Origin of the sequence: Brevundimonas sp., assembly GCF_036659295.1 — a bacterium.
In the GTDB taxonomy this organism is placed as follows: domain Bacteria; phylum Pseudomonadota; class Alphaproteobacteria; order Caulobacterales; family Caulobacteraceae; genus Brevundimonas.
Genome location: NZ_JAVXCU010000111.1, coordinates 1 through 6207, shown reverse-complemented (window position 1 = coordinate 6207; position 6207 = coordinate 1). Strand labels below are relative to the sequence as shown.

The following is a 6207-nucleotide window of genomic DNA, read 5'->3' as shown; positions in this document are numbered from 1 at the left end:
ATGAAGACCGGCATGCTGGCGGCTGACGCGGCCTATGATGCTGTGATCGCGGGCCGTGAAGGTGATGTCCTGACCGCCTACGAAGAAGCCTACAAGACCTCGTGGGTCTATAAGGAACTGAAGATCGTCCGTAACGCCAAGCCGTTGCTGACCAAGTTCGGGACCATGATCGGCGGCGCTGTCGGTATGTTCGACCTGTGGGTGAACCACCTGACGGGCGGCTTCTCGTTCTTTGGCACGATGAAGCACCACAAGACCGATGCGGCCTCGACCGAGCTGGCATCCAAGCACAAGCCGATTGCCTATCCCAAGCCGGACGGCAAGCTGTCCTTTGACAAGTTGTCGAGCGTGTTCATCTCGAACACCAACCATGCCGAGGACCAGCCAGCCCACCTGAAGCTGCTGGACCCTAGCGTGCCGATCAACGTCAACCTGCCCAAATATGGCGAGCCTGCGCGTCTGTATTGCCCGGCGGGCGTCTATGAGGTTCTGCGCAACGAAGACGGTTCCAACCCGCGCTTCCAGATTAACGCCCAGAACTGCGTCCACTGCAAAACCTGCGACATCAAGGACCCGTCGCAGAACATTGTCTGGACCACGCCGGAAGGTGCAGGCGGCCCGAACTATCCGAATATGTAATCGAACATGTAAGGCCCTGTAGGGTTTGAATGTTTTGAAAAGGACGTCGTGCACCGTGCGGCGTCCTTTTTCTATGCCAAGCAAGGTGCTGCCCCTTGCTCGCGCTGGCGAAAAGGTGAAGGGTCGGCGCTATGAAGCCTATCCGTCCCTTGCTGCTGAGCACTTCGATTGCTGCCCTGATCATGGCGGCCCCCGCGCTGGCGCAGGAGGCGCAGCCACAGGCTGTGCCGCAAGATGCGCCGCCCGTTGTCGAGGAGCCGGTTAAGCCTGAGCCGGATGCCGTGCCGTTGATCCGTCTGGAACCGGCACAGGACGCACAACCGCAAGACGTGGACACGACCGAGGAACCGGCAGAGGGCCAAGAGCCCGCTGAAGGCGAAGACGGGGAACCAGCGGATACCGAACTGCCGCCTGCGCCGGTGGTGGCCATTCCTGCTGAATGGGCTCCGGTGCCGACGGATGCAGAGGGGCGCAGTGCCTACGGGCTTTATCTGGCCGGTCGCGCCGCGCTGGCCCGTGAAGATACGGTGCTGGGTGCCGAACTGCTGCAACAGGCCAATATCCTGACGCCGGAACAGCCGCGCCTGCGCGAACAGGCCTTTACCGCGGCTATTCTGGCCGGTGATCTGGGCTATGCCGCGACCATCGTGCCGGAAGGCGAAACCGTTTCGCCGGTGATTACCGAGGCCGGAAAATTGGTCAACGGTATCCAGACCTATCTGAATCATGGTGCGCGCCGCGCCAATCAGGTGCTGGCCGACAATCCGGTCGACCTGCCGCATGACCGCGCCGCCGTCTATGCACAGGTCTGGATTGCCGCCGAGGCCGGTGACTGGGATCGTGCCTTTGCCGCGCCGCCTGCCGATTTCGACCCGATCAGCGCGATGGTGGCCCGCAGCAACCGCGCCCGCCTGCTGGAAATGCGCCGCCGCTATGACGATGCGGAAAAGGAATGGCAGGACCTGACAGCCCATGCCGTGGCCGCGCCGCTGTTCCGTCTGCCCTATGGCGAGTTTCTGGAGCGTCGTGGTCGCAAGGAAGAGGCACTGGCCCTGTATGATGCGTCGATTGCCGCCAATCAGGCCGAGCCGCGTATCTATCTGGCCCGCCAGCGCGTGATCGACGGGGGCAAGCCGCCCCAACTGCCGCGCTATCGCGAGGGCGTGGCCATGGCGCTTCGCACGGCTGCCGACCAGATGATCGCACAGGATGCCAACGAGTTTGGCGCGGTTTATCTGCGACTGGCGCAACAGGTTCTGCCGATGCCGCAGACCCAGCTCTATATCGGCCAGTCCCTGATCAATGCCAATCTGAGCTATGCCGGACGGCAGGTTTTGGGCGAGGTCGATCCTTCGCAGGGCCGCGTCTATGCCAATGCCCGCGCCCAGCGCGCCGTCAGCTTTGAAAAACAGGGCCAGTCCGAAGAGGCTCTGGCCGACTATCGTCGCGCACTGGCCGCGGCACCGGATGATCCGGCCATCATCTATGCACTGGCAGGCCAGCTGGTGACGATGAAACAGTATGACGAGGCGCTGGAACTGTTGAACGGTCCGGTGCTGAATGTTGGCAATCAGGGTTATGAGATCCATTTCCTGCGCGGGGCGGCCTATGAATCGCTCAAGCGTGTGGACGAGGCCGAGGCCGAACTGTGGGCCGCGCTGCAACTGCAACCGGACGAGCCGGAAATCCTGAACTATCTGGGCTATTTGTGGGTCGATAGCGGTCGCCGTGTGGCCGAAGGTTCAGCCATGATTGCCCGCGCCCATGCGGCCCTTCCGAATGATGGTCACATTCAGGACTCGCTGGGCTGGGCGCAGTTCAAACAGGGCCAGTACGATCAGGCGGTGGAAAATCTGGAACAGGCGGTCGCCAAGCTTCCGGCCAATGCCGAGTTGAACGACCATCTGGGCGATGTGTACTGGGCGGTTGGCCGTCAACGCGAGGCGGGCTTCCAGTGGCAGCGCGTCCTGACGCTGGATGTCGATGCCGAACGCCGCGCCGAGGTCGAGGCCAAGTTGAAAGAACGTCTGGATCAGGCACCGGCCTCCGAGGCGGGTATCGGATCAGGCGAAGCCGCAATCGCGAACTGATCTTGTGACCGATACCCTGACGCTTCTGGCTCCGGCCAAGGTGAATCTTTATCTGCACGTCGCGCCGGTGCGGGGTGATGGCTATCACCCGCTGGACAGTCTGGTGGCCTTTGCCGATGTCGGCGACCGGATGACCTTTGAAAAGGCCGACAGTTTTTCCTTCGAGATCACCGGCCCGTTCAGCCAGACCCTGAACGGGGAGGGCGAAAATCTGGTGGTGCGGGCGCTGCTGGCCTTGGCCAGCCATCTGGGGCTCGATGATCTGCCGATGGCGGTGACGCTGGACAAGCGGTTGCCGATTGCCTCGGGGCTGGGCGGTGGTTCCTCCGATGCGGGGGCAGCACTGCGCGGGGCAAACCTTCTGCTTGAGCTTGGGCTGTCCGATACGGTGCTGGAAGAACTGGCGCGTGTGATCGGGGCCGACGGGCCGATGTGCTATCGCGCCCGACCGGCCTTTGCGTCGGGTGTCGGCGAGGTACTGGAAGACGCAGCGGACTTGCCGCTTTTGCACGCTGTGCTGTTGAATCCGGGATTGCCGTCACCGACAGGGGCGGTTTACCGCGCCTATGATGCGGCCCCGCTGGGTGATGCCGAACGTCCGGCCCCGTATGCAGATCCTGCGGCGGTGATCGACTGGCTGAAAGCCCAGCGAAACGATCTGCAAGCGCCCGCCCTGTCGGTAACGCCCGATATTGCCGAGGCGCTGGAGACGATGACCCTTGTGCCGAACTGCCGTCTGGTACGCATGTCGGGATCGGGCGCGACCGTGTTTGGCCTGTTCGACAGTGCCGAGGATGCTGTGCAGGCGGCCCTTATACTGGATCGTGCGGACTGGTGGGTACGGCCTGTCGTTCTGGGTGCGCCGGAACTACGGCTGGCCTAGAGGTCATACCGGGGCCACAGCCTAGTGGCGGTGGGGGTGCCAAAATGAATGGCTAAATGACATGATGGTGTTATGTCAGGGTCATGCTGGTTCTATCACCCGAACAGACCGACGGCCTGCACCTGACCCTCGCGGCCTTGCCGACGCATGTGCGCGAGCGTCTGGAAGTCCTGCTGCCTGATGCGGCTATCGCGGCCATCAAGGCCAGTGCGCACTGGGATTTCGAGCTTTGCGCCAAAAAGGTCGACGAGGTTATCGGCACGGGGCCCGAGGATGAAATCACCGGTGCCTTGCGTCGGGGGCTGATTGCCAGCTGGCTGCTGGAACTGCCACGCCGGATCGCGTCCTATAATCTGCCGCCCGAAGTATTCGAGGCCTATCCATTCTGGCTAAGCCGGACGGCAAAATCCCTTAGCGAAGACACCGGTGCCTATGATGCCGATTTCTGGGCCAAGGATGTGCGCTTTGCGATGGGCCTGAGTGTACCGGGCAGCCGGACACACCTGATCGATCTGTCATCGCCAGTTGGCCCACGCCAGACGGTCGAGCATGTGCTGGGCTGGCACGGCCTGACGGCACCTTTGCGCTGGGGGCTGGCCAAGGGCTGGGGCGTCTGGCTGGAAGTCCATACCGAGAGCCGCGATCTGGCAGATTTCAATCCCGAGGGCTGGGACAAGGCATGGCTGGCCATGGCCGGTATTGTTAGCCGCTATCCCGGTTTGCGCGGCGGGATCGGTTCCAGCTGGTTCTATGATCCGCCCCTGACGAAGATCAGTCCGCGTCTGGCCTATCTGCGCCAGACCCCGCTGAAAAACGGGGCCTTTATGGTGCATCAGGGACCGGGGGCGATCCATACGGAACGCGCCTCGGCTTCGTCGCCGACGCGGCGGGCCAAGATCGAGTCAGGCGAGTATGTACCGCGCTCGTGGCTGATGGTTTGGCCGCGCAAGGCGCTGTTGCGCTGGGCCGACAAAGAGCGACGCCGTCAGGCCGACTTGGCGGAAATCATCGAAAAGGCCGAAGAAACCGGCAAGATCGACAATCCGGCCTGACGGGCCAGTGTGATCACCCGTTCCAGATCCTGCGGCGTACAGCCATAGGGGGTGGGATTGGTCTCTACGTCGTGACCATAGGCGATCAGCCAGCCTTTGTTTTCGGCTGTCTCTGCCATCAGGCCTTCAAGGTCATAGGCGGGCAGGCGACGGCTTTCCAAACCGATAGCCCGCAGGTTATTGCGGTCGGCGGTACCTGTATTGACGCCATCGGTCACACCGCGACTATGGGCAAACCTGCGTCCCAGCATGGCCTTGGCCCCCAGTGACGCATCGCCGAACGGATAGGCAAAATGGCTCATCCGGTGGCCGTCCAGACGCTCGGCCACCCAGTCGGAATTGCGATCAAGTTCGGCCTTGAGGCCCTTGGCGTCCAGTCTCAGGACGCTGGTGTGCGAAAACGTATGGCACCCGACCTCGTGGCCTGCTTCAAAAGCTTCTTGCAGGTCGCGTTCCGAGAACTGAACCTTGTCCATATTGCTGCCGTCGCACAGTCCACCGGCGACATAATAGGTGGCGAGGATGCCATGATCTTTCAGGATCGGCCCTGCCACCTCCCATGCACTCTTGGGGAAGTCGTCAAAGCTGAGGCTGAGGACGCCCTGCGCCGGTTGTACGGGCAGGGGATCGCGCCCCAGATAACGGGCGGCGCGGCGGCGGAACTGGTCGGTGCGTTCTTTCATATCGCCGCTCTTCTAGCGCAGATAGGTTTGCGAAAAAATGAAGCTGCCACCTTGCCTTGCCGCGAAAGGGTTGGCGGCTTATGGTCCGCGCCTTCCCGAAATCGGACTGAATGTCGACCGTGGCCGCTACTGAACCTCTTTCGTTTCAGGACCTGATCCTGACCCTGCACCATTATTGGAGCGAGCAAGGCTGTGCGATCTTGCAGCCGTATGACATCGAGGTGGGTGCCGGTACGCTGCATCCGGCCACTGTCCTGCGCGCGCTGGGCAAGAAGCCGTGGAAGGCTGCCTATGTTCAGCCGTCGCGCCGTCCGGGGGATGGCCGTTACGGTGAAAACCCGAACCGTCTTCAGCACTATTACCAGTATCAGGTCATCCTGAAACCGAACCCCGACAACCTGCAGGAGCTGTATCTCAACTCCCTGCGCGCCATCGGTATCGACCCCAGTCTGCATGACATCCGCTTTGTCGAAGACGACTGGGAAAACCCGACCGTCGGCGCATGGGGTCTGGGCTGGGAAGTCTGGTGTGACGGCATGGAAGTCACCCAGTTCACCTATTTCCAGGGCGTGGGCGGCATCGAGGTCGACGTTGTCTCGGGCGAGCTGACCTACGGGCTGGAGCGTCTGGCCATGTATGTTCAGGGCGTCGACAATGTTTACGACCTGAAGTTCAACAAGGACGGCCTGACCTATGGCGAAGTCTTCCTTGAAAACGAACGCCAGCAGTCCGAAGCCAACTTCCACGGCTATGATGTCGCGGGTCTAAAGCGCCGCTTCGAGGACATGGAAGCCGAGGCCAAGCGTTTCCTTGGCATGACTGGCCCGCAAGGTCAGCCGCTGGTGCTTCCGGCCTATGAT

6 protein-coding genes are annotated in these 6207 nt (G+C 62.0%); 5 read left to right on the top strand and 1 reads right to left on the bottom strand.

Annotation, left to right across the window (positions count from 1 at the left end):
• From RSB01_RS13085 to RSB01_RS13070, 4 genes are all read left to right on the top strand, one after another.
• The coding region (locus RSB01_RS13085; protein WP_332625623.1) for a 4Fe-4S dicluster domain-containing protein at positions 1-639 on the top strand (639 nt) is incomplete at its 5' end.
• A 131-nt stretch (positions 640-770) separates the two neighbouring features.
• On the top strand, positions 771-2729 hold the full coding sequence (locus tag RSB01_RS13080) for a tetratricopeptide repeat protein (RefSeq protein WP_332619860.1): 1959 nt from the start codon (positions 771-773) through the stop codon (positions 2727-2729).
• Between the two features lie 4 nt (positions 2730-2733).
• On the top strand, positions 2734-3612 hold the full coding sequence (locus RSB01_RS13075) for a 4-(cytidine 5'-diphospho)-2-C-methyl-D-erythritol kinase (RefSeq protein ID WP_332619861.1): 879 nt from the start codon (positions 2734-2736) through the stop codon (positions 3610-3612).
• Between the two features lie 83 nt (positions 3613-3695).
• Positions 3696-4664 carry a hypothetical protein gene (locus tag RSB01_RS13070; RefSeq protein WP_332590523.1) on the top strand — a complete coding sequence of 323 codons (969 nt, stop codon included), beginning with the start codon at positions 3696-3698 and terminating at the stop codon, positions 4662-4664.
• Here RSB01_RS13070 and RSB01_RS13065 read toward each other — a convergent pair.
• Entirely contained in the window at positions 4598-5347 is a 750-nt protein-coding gene (locus RSB01_RS13065) for a polysaccharide deacetylase family protein (protein WP_332590522.1), read from the bottom strand. The two genes, RSB01_RS13070 and RSB01_RS13065, sit on opposite strands and share 67 nt — an antisense overlap.
• A gap of 119 nt (positions 5348-5466) precedes the next feature.
• Here RSB01_RS13065 and RSB01_RS13060 point away from each other — a divergent pair.
• Positions 5467-6207 (top strand): glycine--tRNA ligase subunit alpha (locus RSB01_RS13060; RefSeq protein ID WP_332625621.1); only part of this gene is annotated, 741 nt, incomplete at its 3' end.

Bases quoted from the DNA above. Each gene is read 5' to 3' on its own strand.
- RSB01_RS13065 (WP_332590522.1), bottom strand. From the start codon at position 5,347: ATGAAAGAACGCACCGACCAGTTCCGCCGCCGCGCCGCCCGTTATCTG.
- RSB01_RS13070 (WP_332590523.1), top strand. From the start codon at position 3,696: ATGCTGGTTCTATCACCCGAACAGACCGACGGCCTGCACCTGACCCTC.
- RSB01_RS13080 (WP_332619860.1), top strand. From the start codon at position 771: ATGAAGCCTATCCGTCCCTTGCTGCTGAGCACTTCGATTGCTGCCCTG.